At 73.7% G+C, this 19,991-nt stretch carries 16 protein-coding genes; 7 read left to right on the top strand and 9 right to left on the bottom strand.

Annotated elements, in window-relative coordinates:
• Nucleotides 1-20: 20 nt before the first annotated feature.
• Nucleotides 21-1,706: an ABC transporter family substrate-binding protein gene (locus ACIRRS_RS08560; RefSeq protein ID WP_402966780.1), complete on the top strand. Its 1,686-nt coding sequence runs from the start codon at nt 21-23 to the stop codon at nt 1,704-1,706.
• A gap of 24 nt (nt 1,707-1,730) precedes the next feature.
• Here the strand turns inward: ACIRRS_RS08560 and cas3 are convergent, their stop codons facing one another.
• Nucleotides 1,731-4,775 (bottom strand): CRISPR-associated helicase Cas3', encoded by a 3,045-nt coding sequence (cas3, locus tag ACIRRS_RS08565; protein ID WP_402966782.1) that lies wholly within the window; start codon nt 4,773-4,775, stop codon nt 1,731-1,733.
• Here cas3 and ACIRRS_RS08570 point away from each other — a divergent pair.
• From ACIRRS_RS08570 to ACIRRS_RS08590, 5 genes are read left to right on the top strand one after another with little or no spacing between them, the layout of a single operon-like run.
• A complete protein-coding gene (locus tag ACIRRS_RS08570; RefSeq protein ID WP_402966784.1) occupies nt 4,774-6,315 on the top strand; it encodes a type I-E CRISPR-associated protein Cse1/CasA in 1,542 nt (513 codons plus the stop codon). The two genes, cas3 and ACIRRS_RS08570, sit on opposite strands and share 2 nt — an antisense overlap.
• On the top strand, nt 6,312-6,968 hold the full coding sequence (gene casB, locus ACIRRS_RS08575) for a type I-E CRISPR-associated protein Cse2/CasB (RefSeq protein ID WP_402966786.1): 657 nt from the start codon (nt 6,312-6,314) through the stop codon (nt 6,966-6,968). Before ACIRRS_RS08570 ends, casB begins: the two co-directional genes overlap by 4 nt.
• Nucleotides 6,965-8,389 (top strand): type I-E CRISPR-associated protein Cas7/Cse4/CasC, encoded by a 1,425-nt coding sequence (locus ACIRRS_RS08580; protein ID WP_402966788.1) that lies wholly within the window; start codon nt 6,965-6,967, stop codon nt 8,387-8,389. The genes casB and ACIRRS_RS08580 overlap by 4 nt, the downstream gene beginning before the upstream one ends.
• Complete coding sequence (cas5e, locus tag ACIRRS_RS08585; protein ID WP_402966790.1) at nt 8,386-9,234, top strand: type I-E CRISPR-associated protein Cas5/CasD; 849 nt, start codon at nt 8,386-8,388, stop codon at nt 9,232-9,234. Before ACIRRS_RS08580 ends, cas5e begins: the two co-directional genes overlap by 4 nt.
• Nucleotides 9,231-9,944, top strand: a complete 714-nt coding sequence (locus ACIRRS_RS08590) for a type I-E CRISPR-associated protein Cas6/Cse3/CasE (RefSeq protein ID WP_402966792.1) — start codon at nt 9,231-9,233, stop codon at nt 9,942-9,944. Before cas5e ends, ACIRRS_RS08590 begins: the two co-directional genes overlap by 4 nt.
• Nucleotides 9,945-10,139: 195 nt before the next feature.
• Here ACIRRS_RS08590 and ACIRRS_RS08595 read toward each other — a convergent pair whose 3' ends face one another.
• A complete protein-coding gene (locus ACIRRS_RS08595) occupies nt 10,140-13,340 on the bottom strand; it encodes a cytochrome P450 (RefSeq protein WP_402966794.1) in 3,201 nt (1,066 codons plus the stop codon).
• 184 nt (nt 13,341-13,524) lie between these two features.
• On the opposite strand from ACIRRS_RS08595, the gene ACIRRS_RS08600 reads away from it, so the two are divergent.
• On the top strand, nt 13,525-14,208 hold the full coding sequence (locus ACIRRS_RS08600; protein ID WP_402966796.1) for a LuxR C-terminal-related transcriptional regulator: 684 nt from the start codon (nt 13,525-13,527) through the stop codon (nt 14,206-14,208).
• A 32-nt stretch (nt 14,209-14,240) separates the two neighbouring features.
• Here ACIRRS_RS08600 and ACIRRS_RS08605 read toward each other — a convergent pair whose 3' ends face one another.
• The 7 genes from ACIRRS_RS08605 to ACIRRS_RS08635 form a co-directional block, all read right to left on the bottom strand.
• A complete protein-coding gene (locus ACIRRS_RS08605) occupies nt 14,241-14,798 on the bottom strand; it encodes a hypothetical protein (protein WP_402966798.1) in 558 nt (185 codons plus the stop codon).
• Nucleotides 14,799-14,932: 134 nt separating this feature from the next.
• Nucleotides 14,933-15,442 (bottom strand): hypothetical protein, encoded by a 510-nt coding sequence (locus ACIRRS_RS08610; protein WP_402966800.1) that lies wholly within the window; start codon nt 15,440-15,442, stop codon nt 14,933-14,935.
• A 151-nt stretch (nt 15,443-15,593) separates the two neighbouring features.
• The gene (locus ACIRRS_RS08615) at nt 15,594-16,523 is read right to left on the bottom strand and encodes a GlxA family transcriptional regulator (RefSeq protein WP_402966802.1); all 930 of its coding nucleotides are present in this window, start codon (nt 16,521-16,523) and stop codon (nt 15,594-15,596) included.
• The gene (locus ACIRRS_RS08620) at nt 16,520-17,104 is read right to left on the bottom strand and encodes a cysteine hydrolase family protein (RefSeq protein WP_402966804.1); all 585 of its coding nucleotides are present in this window, start codon (nt 17,102-17,104) and stop codon (nt 16,520-16,522) included. Before ACIRRS_RS08620 ends, ACIRRS_RS08615 begins: the two co-directional genes overlap by 4 nt.
• A gap of 139 nt (nt 17,105-17,243) precedes the next feature.
• Nucleotides 17,244-18,407, bottom strand: a complete 1,164-nt coding sequence (locus tag ACIRRS_RS08625; protein WP_402966806.1) for an oxygenase MpaB family protein — start codon at nt 18,405-18,407, stop codon at nt 17,244-17,246.
• A 104-nt stretch (nt 18,408-18,511) separates the two neighbouring features.
• A complete protein-coding gene (locus tag ACIRRS_RS08630) occupies nt 18,512-19,564 on the bottom strand; it encodes a polyprenyl synthetase family protein (protein ID WP_402966808.1) in 1,053 nt (350 codons plus the stop codon).
• Nucleotides 19,557-19,835 (bottom strand): polyprenyl synthetase, encoded by a 279-nt coding sequence (locus ACIRRS_RS08635; RefSeq protein ID WP_402966810.1) that lies wholly within the window; start codon nt 19,833-19,835, stop codon nt 19,557-19,559. The genes ACIRRS_RS08630 and ACIRRS_RS08635 overlap by 8 nt, the downstream gene beginning before the upstream one ends.
• Between the last annotated feature and the right edge of the window lie 156 nt (nt 19,836-19,991).

The raw sequence follows: 19,991 nt of genomic DNA on the forward strand, positions 1-19,991 counted from the left end.
GTCGTCACCAAGGACACCCCATGCCACGGAAGTTCGCCCTGCCCCTCGCCCTCCTCGCGGCCGTCTCCGTCGCCGCCACGGCCTGCTCCTCCTCGTCCCCCTCCTCCGGCTCCGCCGGGCAGGACGCCAAGAACGCCGCCAAGGTCGCGTCCTCCGTCACCGACTACAACCCGCAGCCGTACGAGAACCTCAAGGACGGCGGGACGTACACGACGTCGGGGACCTTCGAGGAGCAGGGCAACCCGTTCAACGTCAACGGCAACCTCTACACCCTGCGGATCTGGTCCTGGTACAACGCCGACGCGATCACCTACTCGCCCACCGGCGAGGTCCAGTACAACCCGGACTACTACAGCGACGTGAAGGTGTCGGTCGAGGGCGGAGACCAGAAGGTCGTCCTCACCCTCAACCCCAAGGCCGTGTTCAACGACGGCACCCCGATCGACTACCGGGCCATCGAGGCGACCTGGAAGGCCAACAACGGCTCGAACAAGGACTACGCGGCCAGCTCCACCGACGGCTACGACCACATCACCTCCGTCACCCGGGGCGCGGACGACAAGCAGGCCGTCATCACCTTCAAGGGCGTCAACGCCGCCTGGTCCGCGCTGTTCACCACCTTCCTGCACCCCCAGGCCGCCACCGTCGAGAACTTCAACAAGGCGTACGTCAAGACCGCCCACCCCGAGTGGGGCACCGGCCCGTACACCGTCGGCTCCTGGGACGAGCACTCCGGCAACATCACCTTCGTGCGCAACCCCGCCTGGTGGGGCAGGAAGGGCAAGCTGGACAAGCGCGTCTACGTCAACCTGGAGAGCGCCGCCTCCATCAACGCCTTCAAGAACGGCGAGATCGACTACGCCCCCGTCGGGAGCGCGGAGAACCTCAAGCAGGTGAAGACCGTCAAGGACACCGAGATCCGACGCGGCGGCAGCCCGTTCGAGTACGCGCTGTACCTCAACACCAAGTCCCCGTTCCTCGGAGACGCCCAGGTCCGCAAGGCGGTGCAGGAGAGCATCGACCGCCCCCAGATCGCCAAGATCCGCTTCCAGGGCCTCGACTACACCGAGCCCCTGCCCGGCTCGGCGGTGCTCTACAGCTTCCAGAAGGGCTACCAGGACAACGTCGCCGCCGTGCTCAAGTACGACCCGGAGGACGCCCGCAAGATCCTGGACACGGCCGGCTGGAAGCCCGGCGCCGACGGCATCCGCAGCAAGGACGGCAAGGAGCTCTCCCTCGGCTACACCCTCCTCGGCGACGACCCCGTCGAGAAGGCCACCGCGAGCGCGCTCACCGCGATGCTCAAGTCCGTCGGGGTGAAGGTGGAGGTCAACAAGGTCTCCGAGAGCGACTTCTCCAAGGTCATCAACGACCGCCGCTTCGACCTCTTCATCTCCGGCAACCGCTCCACCGACCCCTTCGGCGCCCGCTACCTGTGCGACTTCTACTGCTCGGACCGCGACTCCAACATCACCGGCTCCGGCACCTCCGACCTGGACAAGGAGATCCGCGCCACCGGCGACATCGCCGACCTCGCCCAGCAGGTCGAGGCCGTCAACAAGGTGGAGCAGAAGGCCCTCCAGCAGTACGCCTTCCTGCCCCTCTACAGCGGCCCCTCCACCTACGGCATCCGCAAGGGCCTCGCCAACGTGGGCGCCACCATCTTCTACAGCCCGCTGCCGGAGACGATCGGCTGGCAGAAGTAGCCCCACCGGGGCCCGGCCCCGGGGCTACCGGGTGAGGCCCTCCTCCAGGGTGTAGGTGATGCCGAGGGGCCCGCTGAGGCACCTGCCGCTCCCGGGGTCGAGGAGGGCCGCACGGCGGTGGCGCAGGCCCGGGCGGTCGAGGGCCGGCCAGGTGCCCGGGCGCGGGACGCCGCCGCGCCCCGAGGTCCAGGTCACCGGCATGGACAGGGTGTTGAGGAGGAAGTCCTTCTGCTGCCCCCGCCGGGCCTCGCCGTCCGCCGGGTGGTAGCGGGTGTCGGCGGGCAGCCGGCCGTCCCTGTCGTAGGTGAGCGCGCCGCCGGGCCACCGGTAGAGGGCGAGGAACTCGATCGAGGGCGTGCCGAGGCGGGTGAGGGCCGCGATCCCGGGGGCGCCGAAGCTCCGGCCCCCGCCGTGGGCCTTCCCGGAGGTGAGGTCGTGCGCGACGGCAGGGGTCCGTCCCTGCCGACCGTACGGGAGGAGGGGGCGGGCGTAGGACTCGCCGTGCTCGTCGGCGAGTGAGGCCCGCCAGTCCGCGCCGGTCCGGGCGAGGAGCCGCCCCAGGGCGCCGGGCTGCGCGCCGACGGGGCCGTAGACCTCCTCGACGAGGGCGCGGTGCTCGTCGGCGGTCAGGGCGAACCGGCCGGCCCCGTCCGTCCGGCGGTCGAGCGCGTGCCAGGTGGCGGCCAGGATGTACGGCGCGTAGACGAGGCCGTCCAGGTTCCCGACCGCCGTGCCCGCGCCCCGGCCGTCCGGGGGCTCGACGAGGGGCAGCCCGGTGTCGTCGGGCTGCCACAGGACGGTGAGGGCGGACTCGCGGAACCACGGCGGGCGGGCGTTGGCGGGGAGCCGGTGGAGGCGCCCGTAGCGCTGGATGAGCAGGTCGATCGGGGCGAGGTCGGTGTAGAGCCGGTCGAAGTCGATGTCGAGGGACTGCTCGACGACCTGGGTGGCGATGACGAGGAGTCGGCGGGGGCGGCCGGAGTTGGGCCCGCCGGTGTCCGGGTCGGGGCCGAGGGCGGCGAGCAGTCGCGTCTCGATCGGGAGGCGGTCACGGCCCATGAGCCGACCGTGCAGCAGCACGATCTCGTCCTCCCGCCACCCGTTGCGCAGCCCCAGACGGCGTGCGGTGGCGTGCAGTTCGACCGCCGAGGCGACCCGGTTGCGGACCACGCCGGTGACGCCTCCTCCCTCCGCCTCGCGCAGCAGCAGGCCGGCCAGGCCGTTGGGCCCCGGCAGCGGCTGGAGGCGCACCTGCGTGCCGACGCGGTGGGGCCGGGCGGCTCCCGTACGGTCGGCCCCGGTCCGGCGTACGGCGCCGCTGCGGTCGACGACGGTGACGGGACCGGTGCCTCCGTCGTCCCGGGTGACGACCCGGTGCCCCGTGCACCAGGCCCGGACCAGCGCCTCCCGTACCGGTGCGGGGAGCGTCGCGGAGAGGACGACCACGGACGCCCCGGCGTCCGCGAGCCACTGGACCGCCGCGCCGAGCATCTCCTGCTGGAAGAGCTGGTACGCGTGCGCCTCGTCGATGACGACGGTCTTCCCCGCGAGTCCGAACAGGCGCAGCATCCAGTGGCGGTTGCGCTGCGGCACCAGGACGAGCTGGTCCACGGTGCCGATCCCGAAGGTCGAGACGAGCCCGAGGCAGCTCCGCAGGTACCAGGGGTTCAGGACGACGTTGTCGGGCTCCCCGCTGTCCTGCGAGGCCTCGGCGACGGAGTCGGGGAGGGAGCCCAGGGCGTTCTGCTGCCGGGTGGCGGAGGCGTCGATCAGCCGGTGGACCAGCTCGGTGGCCTCGGCGGCGGCGTGGACGACGGCCAGGTTGGTGGTCGTGGCGCCGTCGGTCGAGTTCCTGAGGAACCTCTCCAGCTCGCCCGCCACCTGGTTGGTGGTGGCCCGGGTCGGCATGGCCATGAACAGGCCCTGGTGGCCGCAGGTCCTGGCGAGGTGGTGGGCGACGGCGAAGGCCAGCCGGGTCTTGCCGGAGGCGGTGTCGGACTCGACGAGGACGAGTGCCGGCCCGTCGGCCGGGAGGGCGGCGAGTGTCGCGCTCTGGAACGGACGGGGCGCGGTGCCGGGGAACAGCTCGGGCCAGCTGCGGGGTTCCGGGCGCCACCGGTCGAGCGCGAGAGCCGAGACCGCCTGCCGGGCCTGGCGGCGGGACGCGGCCCACCAGTCGGTCGTCGGGGTTCCGAGCCGCCGGTAGGTGACGTGGTCGTCGCTGGAGGCGATCCAGTCGCTCAGGATGACGAGTCCGGTGAACATCGGCAGGACGGACGGCCGTTCCGGCTTGACGAGGGCCGGCAGCGCGGCGAGGTCGACGCCGATGAGCTCGGCCGCCTCCGCGACGAGGCCCCGGTGGACGGGCTCCCACAGCTCCATCGGGGCGGCGCCGGCGGCCCGTTGGACGACGTCCATCCCGGGGATGTCGCCGTGGTGGCCGCCGAGCAGCAGGGCGACGGTGTGCAGGCCGGGGAGCTTGTCCCCGTCCCCTCCGCAGTCCTCGCAGGGGCAGCCGAGGAGGCGGGGGAGGTGAGCCGCCGTGATGTGTTCGTGCCGGGCGTCGACCTGACCGTAGGGGTGGGCGTCGCCGGGGAGCCGGGCGGCGGAGGCCTGGGCGCGCCAGGCGTCCGACTCGCGGGTCCTGAGCGGCAGGTCGTCGTTGCGGCCGGTTCCGAAGGTGCGGAGGAAGCAGCCGGAGGCCTTGCCGAGGTCGTGCAGACCGGCGAGCAGCATCACGATCCGGCGCGCGGTCTCCTCCTCACCACCCCCGAACGCCTCCGTGAGCCTCCGCCGCATCCCGGGCGTGAGGTACCGCTCCCAGAGCCGCCCCGTGCACGCGGCCGTGTCGAGGACGTGCGCGGTGAGCGGGTTCCACGCCGGGCCGCCGCTTCCACGGGACCGTCGGCGCTGGTCGGTCTTTCCCCAAATCGTATGGTGAGTAAGGATCTTGATCCTCTGATGCTCCGTCATGACACCCCTTCCTGGGCTGCTACTGTCCTGCCGTGACGGCGGGACCAACGGAGTCTGTGACTCGACGCCGACCCGGCGGAGGGGAGGAGCGGACATGCGATGGGACCCACGCCACCAAGCATGGATCCCGGTCCTGACACTCGACGGCGAGTCGGGTCGAACCGACCTCGCCAAGGTCTCCGCCGTCCGCGCGCTCCGGGACGCCGACCGGATCGCCGCCGTCTACGGGCGGACACCGGGGGAGACCGTCGCCGTCGTCGAATGGCTGCTCGGCGTGCTGTACGCCGCCGGGTGCCACCCGGAGACGTACGGCCAGTGGCTCGCCCTGGTGGAGGAGCGCGAACCGCTCACCCGGGCCGCGGACCGGCTCGCCGGGCACGAGGGCGTGTGGGACCTGTTCGACGCCGAGCGCCCGCTGGGCCAGAACGCCGCCCTGCTCAGGCATCTGGACGCCTTCGGCGCGGGCCCCGCCCAGCTGGTGATCGAGCAGGCCGGCGACTACAACCAGCACTTCGACCACCGCCACCTCCACCACGCCGCACCGCTCCCGGCCGACGCCGCCTGGCGCGCCGTGCTGACCCAGCACGCCTTCGGCCAGGGCCGCCGCGCCCGGATCCAGGCCAAGGAGATGGGCCTGCCCGCCCCGTTCACCAACCTCTCCACCTGCCGCCTCGGTGCGCGCATCCGGGTCCTCGCGCTCGGCCCCACCCTGGGCGACACCCTGCGGCTCAACCTCGCTCCCTGGGACGGGGAGACGGCGGGCACGCTCAACCTGACCTGGGGGGACCACCCCCTCCGGCGGGAGTTCCGGCGCACCGGCGCCCACGAGGCCCGCCGGATCGACGGCCCGGCCGACCTCCACACCGTCCTCGGCCGCTCGGTCGCACTCCGGCCCGTGGTGATGGAGGACGGCGAGCCGGGCGTCGACAGGGTCCTCGTCGGCCCCGGGGACACGCTCGTCCCGCTCCCCGACGTCTACCGCCAGGACGAGGTCCTGGTCATGCGCGCGGGCAAGCCGGTGACCCTCAAACCGCAGGCCTCGCGGGAGCTGTGGCGCGAGTCGCACGCGCTGTACGCCGCCATCGCCGAACGCGTCAAGGGCAACGACCTGTACGGACGCCTCGCGATGCTGCGCGGCCTCCGCCCGGAACTGTGGGCCGTCGGCCTGCTGGCGGACAAGGGGCAGCCGATCGCCTGGGTGGACGACCGCTTCCCGTACGTCCCCGGGCGGGAGGCCGGCCTGCGGCACGCGAGCGAGCAGGGCTCGGCGGTCGCCGAGTACGCGGCGACGGCGCTTCGGGCCGCCGCCACGACCGCCTGCGAGCACGCCTACCCGGGCGCCAAGGCCACCGGCCGGGCGGCCGGCTTCACCGGCGAGCGCACGATGTGGGCGGGGGCCGGTGAGGAGTTCCACGCCCTGCTCGACGCCGTGGCCGACGGCCACCCGGTCGCGGAGGCGCTGGCCCTGTTCGGCGCCAGGATCAGGGCGCTGGCCACGGCCGCCCTGAAGGCCGACCTGGACGGCCTCCCCGCCGCGGGCCGGGGCTTGAAGGCGCACACGCTGGCCGCCAAACGGCTCCAGGACGTCCTGGACCACCCCGACGCGCCGAAACCGCTGAAGGAGACGACCCCGTGACCGACCCCGTGACCGATTCCGTGACCAACCGCGTGACCGACCCCGCGCCGACGCTCCCGGAACCGCCCGCGGAGGCGGACGGCCGGCCCGACCCGGCCCCCGGGAGGCAGCTCACCGCCTGGCTCTGCGGCCTCGTCCGCGCCCGGCAGTACGGGCAGTTGGCCGACCTGCGGCGCCCGGCCGCCGTGACGCATGCCCGCCTCGTCGCCGCGAACTTCGCGCCCTCCGAGGGGACCAGGCCCGTCTTCGAGCACGTCGCCTTCCTCTTCGCCCGGTACCACGCCGGGCGGCTGGACCCGTCCCCGGGCCGGGGCGACGTCGGGGCGGCCCTCGGCCGCATCGGTACGGGGGCGGGACGGGGCCAGGCCAACCCCGGCGCGGTGCGGCTGCTGGACCGCGTGGTGGCCTCCCGGAGGGTCCCGTGGCGCCACCTCCAGCACGTGGTCGAGCGCGCCAGGTCCTGCGACACCGCGCCCCCGTCCTGGGCGGTGCTGACCGAGGACCTCGCCGGATGGTCCGGCCGGGGACGGCCGGTGCAGTACCGGTGGGCCCGCTCCTTCTACACCCCGACCTTCACGCCCGGCACCCGGATCGCCGCGTCCCGGCACCGCGGGGCCGCGCCCGCCGCCGATCCGATCGGAGACAGCACGTGACCAGCACCGCAGAGCCCTTGACCGCCGGGGTCTCCGCACCGGCCACCGGAGGCGCCGACCTCGACGACGCGCAGTACCTCTCCCTGCACCTCCTGGAGACCCTGGTCGCCGTCCTGCCGGTGCGTGACGAGAACGGGATGCCGAAGTCGATCAGCCTCGGCGGCGACCTCCGGACGATGATCACCTCGCAGGCGCGCCGCCGCGCGGAGCGCACGTACTCCCGCAACCGCGCCAACGCGGGCGAAGGGGCCCTGGCCGGCCACACGATGGGGCTGCGCACCCGCGAGTGGGCGAAGATCACGGCCGCCGCGCTGGAGGCCGGGGGCTGGGAGGCGGGGACGGCCCTGGCCACCGCCAAGGCCGTGCTCAGCGGCGTGGGCCTGAAGTTCGGCGACAAGCCCACCACCGCCGACCTCACCAAGGTGCTGCTGTTCGCCCCCGAGAACGCCGGGAAGGCCCTCGCCGACAGACTCCTCGAACACCGCACCGCCGTCGCCGAGTGGAGCACCGCGTACGTGGCGGCCCAGGAGGCCGCGGCGGAGAGGAAGGCCAAGGCCGCCGCCAAGCGCCGCGCCCAGGCCAAGGACCGCAAGGAGGGCCGGGTGCCCGTCGAAGACCCGCAGGAGGGCGGCGGCGAGGCCGGGGAGGAGAAGCTGCCTGTCCTGCCGAAGGACCTGCGGGCCGCCGTCCTCACCGCCCTCGCCCCCGGAGACGCGATCGACATCGCCCTCTACGGCCGCTTCCTCGCCGAGATCGCCGACTCGCCCAACGTCGACGGCGCCGTGCAGACCGCCCACGCCTTCACCGTCCAACCCGCCGAGCACATCGACGACTTCTACTCGGCCGCCGACGACGCCAAGCTCGACCGCCGTGACCGCTCCCGCGCCAACGCCCTCGACCACCTGGACGCCGCCGAGGACTCCGGCGCCGGCATGACCGGGTACCAGTCGCTGGTCTCCGGCACCTTCTACCGCCACGCCGTCCTGGACCGCCACAAGCTGCGCGCCAACCTGAGGGCCGCCGGGATGCGGGCCGAGCGGATCGAGGCGGCGGCCCGCGCGGCCGAACGGGAGGTGGTCGACGCCTTCGTCAACTCCCAGCCCAGGGCCAAGGCCAACACCACCGCCTCGACCGGCACCCTGCCGAAGCTCGTCATGGCCTTCGACGGCAAGCGCCCGTTCAACTACGGCCTGGCCTTCGAGAGCGCCGTCTTCGAGGAGGCGCAGGGCCCGGCCTCCCTGGAGGCCGTCCGACGGCTCCTCGCCCAGCACGCCCTCGTCCTGCGCAAGCGCGACGACATCGGCCCCGCCCGCCTCCTCACCTACGACCTCGCGGTCGAGCGCCTGCTCAGCGAGGAGGCCGCGAACGGCGACCTGCCCGGCGAAGAGGTCCACTCCGTCGACGGGCTGACTCGGCCGTGACGCGGTCCGTCCTCCTCGTACGGCTCGCCGCGCCCCTCCAGTCCTGGGGGACGAACTCGCACTTCGAGCGGCGCGACACCCGACTCCGCCCCACCAAGGCGGGGTGCGTCGGACTGGTCGCCGCCGCCCTCGGCCTCGACCGCGCCGACGACATCGGCCACCTCGCCGCGCTGCGCTTCGGCGTGCGCGCGGACCGCCCCGGCACGCCCGTCCACGACTACCAGGTCGTCGGCGGCGGGCCGATGCCGCTGCGCCCGCGCGACCTGATCACCGACTCCCGGCGCGCGGACGCCGCCGCCGTCCACCTCGACGGCGAGAACGGCCCCCACTTCGGCCGTTGCGCCGGCACCGCGCTCGCCTCCTGGTACGGAGCGCCGAAGGAGATCGCCCCGGAGGAGCGGACCGGGGCCCTCACGGCCGGGAACCTCCGCCGCGACCCCCTGCAGACCTACCGCTGGTACCTGGCGGACGCCGCCTTCCTCGCGGCCTTCGAGAGCCTGGACCGCGACCTGCTGGAGCGGATCGCGCAGGCGCTGGAGCAGCCGAGGAGGCTGCTCTGGCTCGGACGGAAGTCCTGCCCGCCCTCCGGCACCCTCGCGGGCGGGGTGCACCCGGGCACCCTGGAGTCGGTCCTGCGCTCCACCGCGCTGCTGCCCAACGCCACGGCGCCGGCGCCGTGGTTCTGGAGCGAGGTCCCGCCCGGCACCGGGAACGCGAGCCGGACCACCGACCAGCCCGTCACCTTCGACCCCGAGCAGCGCATGCACGCGGACCGCTGGGAGTCCCGCACCCGCCTCACGCCCGACCCGGACCCCGCCATCCGATGGGAGGACCTGATCCCGTGACGGTCCGACTGATCACCTGCCACAGCGTCATCGCCCTGAACGCCCGCCACCCCGTCGCCGCCCGCAGCCTGCTCGACGCCCAGGACATGCACCGCCTGGTGATGAGCGGCTTCCGCGGCTGGGTGGAGGACGGCGAGCGGGACCCCAGGGCGCAGATGGGAGTCCTGTCGACCTGGACGGTGGACCTCAGGACGGACACCCTGCTCATGGTCGTGCAGTCCAAGGTCCCCCCGGACTGGTCGCTCGTCCCCCGGGAGGCGCTCACCCGCAGGATCGAGACCATCGACGTCGACCAACCCGTCCGCAAGGGCGACCGGTTCACCTTCCGTACGGTCCTGAGCGCCCTGACCGCCCGCAGCGGCGGCCCACCCCGGGAGGCGCGCTCCCGCAAGCTCCCGGCGTCGACGCCGGACCAGGTCCGCGCCTGGCTGATGAAGCGGGCCCGGCCCACCGTCGACGCCCCGGCCGCGCCGCCGGACAGCGGCGTACGGTTCCTCGGAGCCGACATCGACCGCGCCACCCTCGCCGTCCGCATGCTGCCCCCGGTGACGAGCCGCCACCACGCGGGCCTGAAGATCACCCGCGCCGAGGCCAGGGGCCGACTGACGGTCGACGACCCGGAGGCGCTCCACCGCACCCTGACGGACGGCCTCGGCTCCGCCCGCGCGTACGGCTGCGGCCTCCTGCTGGTCCGGCCCGCGCACGGGTAGCGTCACCCCGCCCCGCCCACGCGGGGATGCCTCTGGAGTGTGGGACGTCGATGCCCCAGGCCCGGCCCCGGCCGGGACGGCCTGCCGGCGCGCGGGTCGGACGTACGGGCCGGACGTACGGGCCGGACGTACGGGCCTGACACGCGCCGCGCCGCCCGGGGCTTCCGGGTGGCGCGGCGGCGGTGGTGTGCGGGGTCAGCGGGCGGCGTAGACGTCCTGGACGTAGCGGCCGGTGTCGAGCAGGTGCTGGAGCCAGGCTTCGGCGTCCGCCTGCGTCGCGCCGGGGGTGTGGCTGAGGTGGAGGGCGCGGAAGGCGGCCCGGACGCCCGGGGCCATGCGGGCGCCGTCGCCGCAGACGTACACCTGGGCCCCGGCCTCCAGGAGGGCCCAGATCTCCTCGGCCTCGGCCGCGATGCGGTCCTGGACGTAGCGGGCGCCCGCGACCGGCGCCTCGCTGAAGGCCGGGCGCAGGGAGACGGCGCCCGCCTGCTCGGCGGCCTCCAGTTCGGCCCGGTGGAGGTAGTCGGCGCCGGGGGCGTCGCAGCCGAAGTAGAGGAGGGCGGTGGGCAGTTCGGCGGTGGGCAGGCCGAGGCGGTCGGCGACGGCGCCGCGGAAGGGGGCGAGGCCGGTGCCCGCCGCGATCATGATCACGGGGGTGGCCCGGTGGTCGATCCGGAACGCCTCCCGGCAGGGCTGCACCCGGGCGAGCACGGTGTCCCCGACGGCGACGCGGGCCAGGTGGCCGGAGCCGGTGCCCCGGAAGGCGCCGCGCCCGGAGCGGGCCGGGGCGTCGAGGACCGAGACCATCAGGTCGACGTGGGCGGGGCTCGCGGCGGGGGAGGAGGAGACGGAGTAGTGCCGGGTCCGGATCGGCGGCAGCAGGTCCAGGAGCACCGGCCAGGTCAGGGCCTCCCGCAGCGCGGGGTGGTCCTCGACGAGGTCGAGCAGGGTGCGCGGGTCGTCCTCGGCCACGGCGAGCAGCGCGGCCCGCTCGGGCGGGCACGGGTTGAGTGCGGCCAGCGCCGTACGCTGCCCGGCGGTCGGACGGTCCTGCAACTCGACGTGCCGGCCGAGGAGTTCGCGCACCGTCAGCGGCCGGTCCACGGCGAGGCCGCCGCGCCGGTGGGAGACGATGCCGAGCACGGTGTCCGGATCGGCGCCGAACAGCTTCGCCGCCCGCTCGACGAGCGCCGGGTCGTTGACGGGCAGCACGGTGAGGTGGTCGGCGGTGCGGTAGGCGACCCCCTCGGGCAGGGCCAGCCGGACGAGCCGCTTGACCCGCGGGTGGGCGGGGTCGGTGAGGCTCTCGACGGCCGTGACGGTGAAGGCCGCCAGGTCGTGCCGTGCGGCCAGGGCGTGCAGGGGGCCGCCGGTCACCTCCGTCACGGTGTAGGCCGCCTCGGGCGCGGCGGCGGCCGCCGGCGCGTCGGCGTCGCCGTAGCGCTCCAGCAGCAGCGTGCGCAGGGCGGTCGTGAACGTCCGTACGCCGCCCGCGAGGTCGCCGGAGGCGTCGGCCTCGCCGGCGGGGAGAAGCCGGGTGCCGCCGAGGGCGGCGAGGCGCTCGTCGATGAGGGTCGGGACGCGCTGGTAGGTGGCGGCGTAGGTGCGGTCGCCGATGCCGAGCACCGCGTACACCACGCCGCGCGCCGCGCCGTCCTCCGTCGTTTCCTGGAGGCGGCGGACGAAGAGCGCCGCGTCGTCGGTCGGCTGGCCGTTGTAGCTGGCGGCGGTGATCACCACCGGTCGGTCGGTCGGCAGCCCGTCCGCGTACGCGTCGAGCGGGGCGACAGCCGTGTCGCAGCCCAGTTCGGCGGCCGTCTCGGCGAGTTGCCGGGTGAAGTCGCGCGAGGCGCCGTAGTTGGAGCCGTGCAGGAACAGCACCCCGGTGCCCTGCCGCACCCGCCCGGGCAGGTCGGCGGCGCCCGGGCGGGCCGTCGCTGGGGTCGGGGTCGTGACCGGCGGGGCGGGAGTGCGCGGGGCGAGGGCGAGGGTGAAGCCGTCCGGCTTGATGGTGAGCGTCTGCTTGAGCGTCAGCCGGTAGTTCGCGTGGTCGATCAGCCGGTAGCGGTGCACCAGCATGCCGAGCAGCATGGTGGCCTCGTGCATCGCGAACTGCCGCCCGATGCAGGCGCGTTCGCCCGTACCGAAGGGCTTGAAGGCGTGCGGGGAGCGGGCCGCCTCCACCTCGGGGTCGAAGCGGGAGGGGTCGAACAGCTCCGGGTTGTCGCCCCAGACCGAGGTCCGGTGGAGCATCGGCGTGCTCACCATGACGGTCTGCCCGGGGCGCAGCGGGATCCGCCCGCCGAGCAGGGTCTCCGTACGGGCTTCGCGGCTGAACGCGGGGGCCGTCGGCCACAGCCGCAGCGCCTCGTTGAGCACCTGCCGGGTGTAGCGCAGGAGGCCGACGTCCTCGAAGGAGGGCTCGGGGTCGGCCTGCCGGCCCCAGAGGGCGTCCACCTCGCGCTGGACCTCGCGGAGCACGGCCGGGTTCTTGGCGAGGTGGTGGAGGGCGAAGGAGAGCATGCCGGAGGTGGTCTCGTGGCCGGCGATCAGGAAGGTGATCACCTGGTTGCGGATGTTCTCGGCGTCGAGTCTGCTGCCGTCACCGGGGTGGACGGCGCCGAGCATCAGGCCGAGCAGGTCCTCGGCGGCCCCCGGCTCCTGGGGGCTGTCGGCGCGGCCGGCGATCACCTCGTCGACGACGCGGGCCAGGTAGTCGGCGTCGGCCCGGAAGGCCGCGTCGCGCTCGGCGTGGTCGAGGTCGGGCGAGCGGGTGAGCTTCGTCATCGCCCACTCCAGGCAGTTGACCATGGCCTCGACGAAGGGGTGCGGATCGTCCCGCTCGAAGGAGCCGAAGTCGAATCCGAACCCGGCCAGGCCGATCGTGTCCAGCGTCATCCGGGTCATGTCGCCGGGGACGTCCACCGGCAGCCCGGCGGCGAGGGCGCCGTCCCAGGAGTCGATCAGGCGGCGGGCGACGCGGAGCATCACCGGGTGGTAGGTGCGCATCGAGCCGAGCGCGAACGCGGGCATCAGGATGTCGTGCGCCCGGGCCCAGTTGGGCTCCTCGTTGTACGCGGTGAACAGCCCGTCGCCGGTGAACTCCCGGACGTTGAGCAGGCCGGGGCCGATGGACTTGGCGAACCGCTCCTCGTCGGCCAGCTCCTCGACGAGCTCCAGGCTGCTGATCATCAGGAGGTCCCGGCCGTGCAGGCGCTGGACGAAGGCGGGGCCGTGCTCCCGGGCCAGGTCCAGGGTCCGCAGGAGCGGGACGGCAGTGGGCGGCAGGGCGGAGATGTCCACGACGGGGACGCCGACGAAGGGGGAATCGGCGGAGGCGGGGGCCTGCGCGGAGGCCGGTGCGGGGGCCGGTGCGGGGGCCAGGGTCTCGGTCATCGGTGGGATCGCCTTCCGTGACAGGTGCGGCAGGTGGTGGCGGAACGCTGACGACTCTTCACACCCACCACTGTGCGCCCACCGGGTGGGCCACCAAGGCCCCCTGACTACATGATGGTGTAGTGCGCGAGGCCCGTCCGGGCCTTGCGCACGCACCGTCGGATGTGGTGGGAGGGGAACCGGCATGCAACTGATGATCGACTGCGAGACGGGCGCCGAGAGCTGGTACGAGCGCGCCGTCGTCTGGCGCAACCGGACGCTGCGCCTGCTCGACCACGTACCGGTGCCGATCGCGGTGTGCGAGTACGGCGGCCGGATCATCCTCGCGAACCGGGCGATGGCGGCCGAATTCGGCTTGCTGACGGGGGAGTTGCTCCAGCGGAAGATCCTCGACCTGTTCACCCTCCGCGACAGCGCCACGCTGCCCGTGCTCGCCGAGGCCGTCCGGCTGCACCGCCGCTCCCAGTACGACGCCCGGGTCTCGTGGACGGCCGCCGGCGGCGTCGAGCGACAGGGGGAGATGAACGTCGCGCTGGTGAGCGACACCGCCGAGGAGAGGCCCAACCTGCTGCTCTCGCTGCGCACGTACGCGACGCTCCCGGCCCCGCCGCCGCCCGCCGCGCCGCCCGCGCCGTGCGCCGCGGTGAGCCCGACTGAGGCGCGCATCCTGGCCGCCGCCGCCCGGGGCGCCACCACCGCCCGGATCGGCAAGGAGATCGGGCTCACCACGGACGGCGTCAACTACCACCTCGCCCGCCTCAGCCGCCGCTGGCACGTCCCCAACCGGACGGCCCTGGTGGCCCGCGCCTACGCGTACGGCGTCCTCGCGGCGGACGTCTGGCCCCCGGAGCCCGCCCACCGCGTGTGACGGGGCGGGCGGTCGGGGCCCTCAGCAGTCCGTCACGGGCAGAGGTGGTGGGGGTAGGGCTGGCACGCGTTCACGAGGATCGGGGGAAAGTTGGTGTACCACAGGGGGTCGTCGCCCTGGAAGATCGCCATGTTGCCCTCCTGGATGGAGAGGACGGCACCGGGGCTGCCGGCCGTACCGCTCGACCAGACGGGCTTGAGGTCCCAGTTGTAGACCACGAGGTTGCCGTCGCCCTGCATGGACAGGTGGTGGCCGGTGCCGACGGTCCAGGAGGCCCAGACCGCTGCGCCGTCCTTGTAGAGCACGAGGTTGCCGTCGCTCTGCATGGTGAGCACGGTCCGGCCGCTGGGCGTGGTCCAGGACTGGTTCCAGTTGAGGGTGCTGCCGGCGGGCACGTTCCTCCAGGGGTGGGCCGGCGCGGTCGTGGCGGAGGCCGGGGTCGCGGCCGTCGCGGCCTGCGCGGTACCGGCCGCGATGCCGCCGAGGCTGATGGCGACGGCGGTGGTGACGGCCGCGGCGCGTAAACGGAGCTTGGACATGCGTACCTCGTTCTTCGGGGTGGGCGCGGCTCCGGTCGGGGCCGGTGTCATCTGACGATGTGTCAACCATGCTGGTGCGAGGGCCGATCGCGGGCCGCCGTCCGGTCCGTTCCCCCGGCGCCTCCGCAACGTGCCGGCTCTGCCGCTCGGGCGACGGGGCCGGCGGTCGGGGCTTCAGGCGTCCGTCACGGGCAGATGCCGTGGGGGTAGGTCCCGCAGGGGTGCTCCGCCACCTGCGGGTAGAAGTCGGACCACCACAGGGGCAGGATGCTCTGGTAGACCACCATGTTGCCCTCCTGGACGGAGAGGTAGGCGCCGGAGTGGGCGCTGGTGCCGCTCGACCAGAGGGGGATGTTGTTCCAGGTGTAGACCACGAGGTTGCCGTCGCCCTGCATGGACAGGTGGTGGCCGGTGCCGACGGTCCAGGAGGCCCAGACCGCTGCGCCGTCCTTGTAGAGCACGGCGTTGCCGTCGCCCTGCATGGTGAGCACGGTCCGGCCGCTGGGCGAGGCCCAGGACTGGTTCATGCCGAGGACGCTGTTCCCGAGGACGGTCGTCCCGGAACTGGTCAGTGCGGCCTTGGCGGGGGCCGGGGGCGCGGCGGTCGTGGCCTGCGCGGTACCGGCCGCGATGCCGCCGAGGCTGATGGCGACGGCGGAGGCCAGGGCCGCGGTGCGTAAACGGAGCTTGGACATGCGTACCTCGTTCTTCGGGGCGGGCACGGGTCCGATCGGGACCGGTGCTGGTGTCTGACAGGAAGTCGGCAGCGCTGAAGCGCAGTTCAGCCATCGGCCGGACGCGAGAGCGGACATCCGTGGAACCACGGAGCGTGAGACGTGGTGAGCCTCAGGCCTCGGGGGCGGCCTCGGCCTCGGTGCGGGCGCGGAGGCGGCGCAGCATGCGGGCGTCCTGGAAGCCGACCGTGCGGGCGGCCGTCTCGGCGGTCGCGCCGTGGGACATGAGGTGTTCGGCGCGTTCGAGACGGAGTTCCTGCTGGTAGCGCAGCGGGGTGAGCCCGGTGGCCTCGGTGAAGTGGCGGGTGAGGGTGCGCTCGCTGACACCGGAGGCGCAGGCGAGGTCGGTGAGGCTGAGCCGGGTGTCGAAGCGGGCGTCGAGGAGGTCCTGGACGCGGTGGACGGCGTCGACGAGGTGGTTGCGGTGCCGGAGCAGCGCGCTGGTCTGCCGCTCCTCGCCGTTGCGGCGGGCGTAGACGACCATCTCGCGGGCGATCCGGGCGGCCGCCGCCGGGCCGTGCCGGACGGCGACGAGGTGCAGGGCGAGGTCGATCCCACTGGCGATGCCCGCCGACGTGACGACCCGGTCGTCCACGACGTAGAGCACGTCGCGCACGACGCGCGCCCGCGGGTAGCGGTCGGCGAGCTGGTCCTGGAGGTCGTGGTGGGTGGTGCAGCGCCGACCGTCCAGCAGCCCGGCGCGGCCGAGCGCGTCGGTGCCGGCGCACACGCTGGCGACCGTCCCGCCGCCCGCGTGGTGCGCGGCCAGCCGCTCCAGCGTGGCCGTGGTCAGCGCGCCCTTCCGCCGCAGCGCGTCCGACCGCCAGCCGGGCACCAGCAGGAGGTCCCCGGGCGACAGCTCCGGCCAGACGGTCGAGGCCCTCAGCGCGATGCCCTGCGCCGTGGGGACGTCCTCCTGCTCGGCCACGTACGCGCTCTCGTAGCCGAGGCCGTGGTCGGCCGCCGTGGAGAACACCTGGGCGGGCCCGGCAAGGTCCATCAGGTGGACGTCCGGGACGAGCAGGAAGACGACGCGGGTCACGATCCGGTCAGCTCCTTCACAGTGGTCACGGTGGCGAAGCGTCCGGCCAGAGCGTACTCGGTACGGGCGATGATGTCGTCCGTGGAGAGGGTGCGCGGGTCGGCGAGGACCTCGGCGAGGCTGCGCCCGGCGGGGGCGTCGCGGTGCTCGATCGGGTGGGTGGCGGTGGCGTCGGTGACGAAGACGACCTCGTAGCCGAGGTCGCTGGCGACCCGGGTGGTGGTTTCGCAGCACTGCTCGGTGCGGATGCCGCTGACGACGACGCCGCGGACGCCGTGCTGGGTGAGCAGCTGCTGGAGGTTGGTCGTGGTGAACGCGTTGTGCGAGGTCTTGGTCACGACGGGCTCGCCCTCGGCGGGCGCCAGACCGTCGATGGGCCGGACGAAGCCGTGGGCCGGGTCGAAGACCGTGCCGGTGCCGGGCTCGGAGTGCAGGACCCAGACGACGAGGTCGCCCCGGCCCCGGGCGTGCTCGACGAGCTCGTTCACCCGCTCGACGATCCGCGGTTCGGACACGGCGGCCCAGTTCTCGCGCTGCCGGAAGGATTCCTGGACGTCGATGACGAGGAGTGCGTTCTTCATACGTCGATCATCGCGCCCGGAGGGGCCGGGGCGTAGACACCATCGGGCCCCGATGCGGAACGATCCGGTCAGGCCGGTGCCCGCCCCGTCGCGGACGGTCAGGGGTGTGGCGGCGGGGCCCCGTCCCGCGCGTCCGCCGTCAGGAGGCGACGGTGGGGGCGGGAGGGGTCCAGCGCCGGTTGGGGGCGACGCCGCCGGTGACGCCGAAGTCCTTCTTCAGGTGCTCCGGGATGGCGTAGTGCATGACGCGCCCCCGGGTGAGGGAGGAGAGTTCGAGGACGGTGGTGAGGTGCCCGAGCCGGTCCAGGGCCCAGGCGCCCAGCGGCGAGTGGTCCTCGATGGTCTCCAGGACCCCGAGCAGGGTGGGCACGGCCTTGACCACGGTGTCCCAGGTGGTGCGGGGCACGTCGAGCCAGTCGGCGCAGGTGTCGCCGACGAGGTAGCGGATGAGGGCGGCGACGATGGGGTCGAAGAACGTCCCGGGGACGACCTCCTCGTAGAGGTCGATGAGCTGCCGGGTCAGGTGGGCGCCCTCCTCCGACGGGCCCATGTGGCGGATCATGTACAGGTCGAGGAACTGCCTGGCGTCCTCCAGGGTCGTGGGCACGGCGTCCTGGTCGACGCCGAGCATGGCGCCGACGACGCGCCACGCGTAGTAGTACGACTCGGCGCCCTCGGTGGTCATGTGGATGCCGAGGCGGTGCAGGCTGTCCAGGACGAGCATGGAGAAGAACATCTGCCCGCCGATCATGTCCTCCTGGCAGATCGGCGTTCCCAGGGCCGCGACGTCCCAGCGGTCCTCGCGCAGGAGGTGGTGGCGGATGGAGGCGTGCAGCAGGCGCACCTTCTGCGCGGCGGGGATGAAGCGGCTGCCCGCCTCGAAGGCGTCGGGCTGCATCAGGTAGACGGTGAACTGGCCCGTCTCGGCCATGCGCCTGGACGGGTAGTTCAGCCCGTGCGTGGCGGACAGCAGCCGGGCGACGTGCGGCACGACGTAGCAGGCGGGCATGGAGGCGAAGGACAGCGCGGTGCTGATGTGCACGTTGTTGTCGACGAAGAAGAGCCGGGCCTTCTCCATCTCGCCCCAGTCGACCCAGGCGGGGGGCGCGCTGGTGGTGTGGAGGTACTCGCGGGCGACCTCCGGCAGTCCGTCGGGCAGGGGGGTTCCGACGGTCGAGACGTAGCGCATCAGGGTGTTGAACTTCCCGACCTCCCCCCGTTCGAACAGCGTGGCCACCACGGCGTCGGCGAGTTCGTCGCCCGATGCGCGCAGGGCGTTCATGGAGGCTTCCGTGTACGGCATGTCGGCAGTCCTTGGGGGTGGCAGGAGGGTGGCAGGAGGGTGGCGGGAGGGCGTCAGGACGGGGTCACGGGCGGGGGCAGCGGCGGCGGTGGGTGTGGCGGAGCTCAGTGGCGGCGGTGGGTGGCGGACTGCGCGAGCGCGGTCAGGGCCCGGCGCGCCTGACCGGGCACGCCGGAGCCGCCCAGCCGGCCGACGGCCTCCCGGGTCCGGGCGGCGATCATGCCCTCCACCCGCTCCAGGGCGTCGAGTTCGACCATCAGCTCGCGGACGTCGCGCAGGTGCCGCTCGTCGAGGTCGCGGCGCCCCAGCACGCCGGCGAGGCGCTCGCGCTGCGCGGCGTCCGCGGCCTGCCAGGTCATGGCCAGCAGCGCGGTGGGCCGGTGGGTGCGGATGTCGTCCAGCGAGGCCTTGCCCGTACGCTCCGGCGTGCCGAACAGGCCGAGCAGGTCGTCGCGCAGCTGGAAGGCCTCGCCGAGCGGAAGGCCGTAGGCCGACAGCGCCTCGCGTACGTCCGGGGAGGCGCCCGCGAGCAGGGCGCCGATGAGCAGGGGCTGCTCCACGGTGTACTTGGCCGTCTTGTAGCGGACGACCTTCAGGGAGACCTCCGGGTCCGGCCGGGATCCGGTGGCCAGGATCTCCAGGCACTCGCCGGCGACCAGGTCCCGCGCCAGGTCGGCCCACAGCGGCCGGGCCCTGGCCAGATAGGCCCCCGGGAGGCCGCTGGCGGCGAAGAGCTGCCCCGCCAGCGCCATCAGGTGGTCGCCCACCAGCATCGCCAGCGAGCGGGCGGCGCCGCGCGCGTCCGGCCTGCCGTCGAGCGCCGTCCGCAGGGCGACGTGGGCGGTGGGCAGACCGTGGCGCAGCGGACTGTCGTCGATGATGTCGTCGTGCACGGTCGCCGCGGCGTGGACGAGTTCCATCGAGGCGGCCGCGCGCAGGAGGGGTTCGCTGTCGGGCTGGCCGCCCGCACGCCACCCCCAGTAGCAGAAGGCCGCCCTGAGACGCTTGCCGTGCCGAGCGGCCGCCCGCAACTGCCCGGCGACCGGCTCCAGGGCCCCGTCGATCGCGAGGAGCCGCTCGCCCTCCTCCGCCAGGAACTCGTCCAGCAGGTCGTCCACACGGTCCTTGAACCCGGCCGGATCCCAGCCGTCAGACATCGCCGCCCGACTCCCGCCGGGCCACCGCGTGCCGGGCCAGCACCTCCAGGTGCGCCGGAGGGGCCGAGTTGACGCGGTCCAGCGCGATGCGGCCCCGGGCCATCAGGTCGTGGTGCACGTCCCGCGCGATCTCTGGCCCGTCCGACCTCCGCAGCAGTTGCTGCAGCGCCCCGACGGCCGTGCCGACGGCACTCACCGCCACGTCCGCCAGACCCGCGACGACCAGCAGCACCTGCTTGTCCGGACCCGGGTTCCCCGGAGTCGATGTCATCCCGATTCCTCTGCCACCTCGGCCACATGCGGCACCCGCCTGTCCGGGGTGCCGCCGGGCCCAAACTAGCCCCGGAAACAGCCGCCGAACCGCGTCATCCCAGCTCGAAACACACTTTCGAGTGATCCGAGAACGGGTTCGCGCCACGCCCGGCGG

The sequence above is a fragment of the Kitasatospora sp. NPDC101183 genome (assembly GCF_044767945.1).
In the GTDB taxonomy this organism is placed as follows: Bacteria; Actinomycetota; Actinomycetes; order Streptomycetales; family Streptomycetaceae; genus Kitasatospora.

Coding starts and splice junctions, on each gene's coding strand:
- ACIRRS_RS08560 (WP_402966780.1), top strand. CDS start 21: ATGCCACGGAAGTTCGCCCTGCCCCTCGCCCTCCTCGCGGCCGTCTCC.
- ACIRRS_RS08570 (WP_402966784.1), top strand. CDS start 4,774: ATGCGATGGGACCCACGCCACCAAGCATGGATCCCGGTCCTGACACTC.
- cas3 (WP_402966782.1), bottom strand. CDS start 4,775: ATGTCCGCTCCTCCCCTCCGCCGGGTCGGCGTCGAGTCACAGACTCCG.
- ACIRRS_RS08595 (WP_402966794.1), bottom strand. CDS start 13,340: ATGACCGAGACCCTGGCCCCCGCACCGGCCCCCGCACCGGCCTCCGCG.
- ACIRRS_RS08600 (WP_402966796.1), top strand. CDS start 13,525: ATGCAACTGATGATCGACTGCGAGACGGGCGCCGAGAGCTGGTACGAG.
- ACIRRS_RS08605 (WP_402966798.1), bottom strand. CDS start 14,798: ATGACACCGGCCCCGACCGGAGCCGCGCCCACCCCGAAGAACGAGGTA.
- ACIRRS_RS08610 (WP_402966800.1), bottom strand. CDS start 15,442: ATGTCCAAGCTCCGTTTACGCACCGCGGCCCTGGCCTCCGCCGTCGCC.
- ACIRRS_RS08620 (WP_402966804.1), bottom strand. CDS start 17,104: ATGAAGAACGCACTCCTCGTCATCGACGTCCAGGAATCCTTCCGGCAG.
- ACIRRS_RS08625 (WP_402966806.1), bottom strand. CDS start 18,407: ATGCCGTACACGGAAGCCTCCATGAACGCCCTGCGCGCATCGGGCGAC.
- ACIRRS_RS08630 (WP_402966808.1), bottom strand. CDS start 19,564: ATGTCTGACGGCTGGGATCCGGCCGGGTTCAAGGACCGTGTGGACGAC.
- ACIRRS_RS08635 (WP_402966810.1), bottom strand. CDS start 19,835: ATGACATCGACTCCGGGGAACCCGGGTCCGGACAAGCAGGTGCTGCTG.